4 protein-coding genes are annotated in these 2,976 nt (G+C 39.8%); 3 read left to right on the top strand and 1 reads right to left on the bottom strand.

The features are described from left to right. The coding region (locus tag IM515_RS20540; protein ID WP_287627669.1) for a DUF1345 domain-containing protein at positions 1–618 on the top strand (618 nt) is incomplete at its 5' end. Between the two features lie 236 nt (positions 619–854). Here the strand turns inward: IM515_RS20540 and IM515_RS20535 are convergent. Continuing rightward, positions 855–1,271: a DUF29 domain-containing protein gene (locus tag IM515_RS20535; RefSeq protein ID WP_193961557.1), complete on the bottom strand. Its 417-nt coding sequence runs from the start codon at positions 1,269–1,271 to the stop codon at positions 855–857. 826 nt (positions 1,272–2,097) lie between these two features. On the opposite strand from IM515_RS20535, the gene IM515_RS20530 reads away from it, so the two are divergent. Both IM515_RS20530 and IM515_RS20525 read left to right on the top strand, forming a co-directional pair. Continuing rightward, positions 2,098–2,373, top strand: coding sequence for a hypothetical protein (locus tag IM515_RS20530; protein WP_002765838.1), 276 nt, complete (start codon positions 2,098–2,100; stop codon positions 2,371–2,373). Then, entirely contained in the window at positions 2,370–2,774 is a 405-nt protein-coding gene (locus IM515_RS20525; RefSeq protein WP_287627668.1) for a type II toxin-antitoxin system VapC family toxin, read from the top strand. The genes IM515_RS20530 and IM515_RS20525 overlap by 4 nt, the downstream gene beginning before the upstream one ends. The last annotated feature ends 202 nt before the right edge of the window (positions 2,775–2,976 follow it).

Here is a 2,976-nt window from a genome sequence, read left to right as displayed (position 1 = left end):
TTCACGCTGACAGTGGCAATTTTCGTTTATTTAATCACGGGAGAATTTTACCAGGAATTGCGGTTTCTCTTGGCTTACGATCTAGCGATACTAAGTTATTTGAGTGTTTTAGCAGTGCAAATGTCCAAAGCGACTGCGGAATATACCTTTCGCTTGTCTCAACAGCAAGAAACCAAGGGTATTAGCACTTTATTTGCTGTGCTGCTATTTTCTGGTATGGGGTTAATTGCTCTTGCTTTATTACTCAACAACTCCAAGAAATGGACTCCTTTGTTGGCGAATTTGCACATGGGACTGTCCCTATTAGCAATCTTTTTGTCTTGGACTCTGGTACATACTTTTTTTGCTCTGTATTATGCCAGACTCTACTACGATGAACTATCCGCAGAAGATTCATCCGCTTACCGCAAAGGTTTAGACTTTCCCAATCAAGAACTGGTGGATTATTGGGATTTTATGTATTACTCTTTTACTATCGCTATGTGTTACCAAACATCGGACGTATCCATTGAAAGTGTTGCGATGCGACGCATGACACTCTTTCATTCCATCCTCTCTTTTATCTTAGTAGCAGTAGTTATCGGTTTAGTGGTAAACATAATTTCTAATCTCATTTAATGGTGAAACAGACTTCTAATATAACCTGTGTATTCTGGTTCCAAGGCAGAGCCTTGGAACCAGAGGATTTAGGCTCTGCCTTATTCATATATATCATTCTTCAGGTAGAACCTAAAAATGGCGTTCCCAGGTAGAACTTGGGAACGAGGTAAACGAGGTAAATATAACCTGTGTGGAACAGGCTTCTAGCCTTCGGAATTGCCTAAGTTTTAAGAAATCAAGGTGAGTTTCTGGCATCAAAATAAATCATTAAAATGATAAGGACAGGTTTCAGGGATGTTAGAAGGGGGATAGTCAATCAAATACAGGTCAACTGCATCCGAATAGATCCCTTGCCATTCTACTTCTAGCTTAGGCTTCATTGATAGACTGTAGCGACGCTTAAGAGTGTTAGAGAAAGCTTTGATTTCGGCTTGCCAATGGCGATTACACTCAGGCTTATTAGCGTAATCAATCTTCAGGCGGTGTTGCATAATTCGAGTTAGTAAGGAGACCACTGCTTGATAATCACTACGTCCCAAAGCTTCGATCTCCTCAATCAGGTTTTCCCAGTCCAATTCTTGGACATTTTGTTCTTTTAAGGCTTGGGCTTGTTTCATTGTCCATTGATAGAAATCTGTCTCGTAAATTTTATCGATAGCTATCTGACTCATAAGTTAAACTCCTGTTAGATTGCAATAAAAAAACTAGACAAATATAGATAGCAGCGGCTTTATTAGTCCCGACTTAAGTAGGGAGGCACAATTATTTGTAGGATGGGTTAGCGGTAGCGTAACCCATGCGGGGGTTGGGTTTCATGCTTCAACCCAACCTACGTTAATCTTATATTTAATTCCACCCACCTACTTACATAAGCAAAGACAAATATTCCCACCTAAGCTCAGTCTAACCTTAAACGAGGCAAATGTCTATTTGGGGGGAGCATCCCATTTTCGAGGTTTATCCTAAAACTGGAACCCAACAGAAGAACCTGGCTGGTGGTGGGGAGATGCAGAGAAATAGGATTGCGGTCTCGCGTAGCGAGTGCCTTCGGCAACACTGGCATTGAGGTGAAAGCGGCTACTTTGGAAGCGACGAGGGCTGAGTTGGAGAGAATGCGTATTAGAAAGTCTAGTTTACAAGCTTCTCGTTTCGTAGTAACGACTTCAGTCGTCCCTGATTATAACCGTTTTTTTAAAACCGGATTTGGCCTAATAGACATCTCCAAGAAATAAATTAACAGAGAATTAAGTGTGATATAATGAGATTTTACTTTTTTGAGCCATGAATAAACTTCTCGAACATATCGAAAGCAATCCTCTTTTGAGAGAATATGTTGTTTGGTTTGCCAAACGTAAACAACTAAGTTAACAAGCGAACTCTACAAACACTTTGGCATAGCTGAACAAGAAGAGGCATTCCGCAAAGGTTTGATTCCTTATTTACCATCGATAAAAAACAACAAGACTGAAAATTTAGAGTCAGATAGGAGGGCTTAAAATGGTCAATACAATTAGTATTGTCATCTCCAAAAATCCCGATGGATATTTAGTCAAATTTCCTGAATTAGATGCGATTGATTACCAAGATAGTTCTCTAGAGGGTGTTTTAAATCGACTCAAAGATGCCCTAGAAACTCATCTTACGTCTGAAGGTAAGGAAATTATGAAGTTTGCGGGGATTTGGGAAGATCTTCCTGAGGAAGATTTTAGAAATTTTTGTGAAGAAGTAGAACAGCGTCGTCAAAATTCTTTATCGCGGAGATTCGAGATTTGAAACCTTGTTTACTTGATACTGATATTCTTTCCTTGTTTTTCCGCAATCATCCCCAGGTCGTTCATTGTTGTAATTTGTATCTCCAAGAATACAGGCAATTGAGTTTTAGCTTGATTACTTATTATGAAATCTTGAGTGGTTTAAAACATCGAGATGCCCAGAAACAGCTTGACAAGTTTTTGGAATTTTCCCAAGGGAATCAAATTCTACTTTTAACCAACGAATCGGTGACGATATCAGCTAGAATTTATGCCGACTTAAGGAAACAAGGGACTCCTCTTGACGACATCGATCTCTTAATTGCAGGAGTAGCTATAGCGAATAATTTAGTATTAATTACCCACAATCAAAAGCATTTCAGTAAAATTGAAGGGTTAGAATTAGAAGATTGGACACTATAACTAGGGTCTGCTGAATCAATGTGAAATGTAGGCAAGGTAAGGGTTTTGTGGCTTTTCTCGTGAAACAGGTGCAAGATTTTGAGAGAATCGTGCTTCAAAACCTTGCGTCTTCATCGGCCCGCGTCCTGTAGGGGCGAAGCATTCGGGCAATAACCTATCGGTGAAACCGGAGATTTTCTATCCGAATGCTTCGCCCGTACTT

The sequence above is a fragment of the Microcystis sp. M44BS1 genome (assembly GCF_020244875.1).
Classification (GTDB): domain Bacteria; phylum Cyanobacteriota; class Cyanobacteriia; order Cyanobacteriales; family Microcystaceae; genus Microcystis; species Microcystis panniformis.
This window is presented reverse-complemented; position numbering and strand designations above follow the sequence as displayed.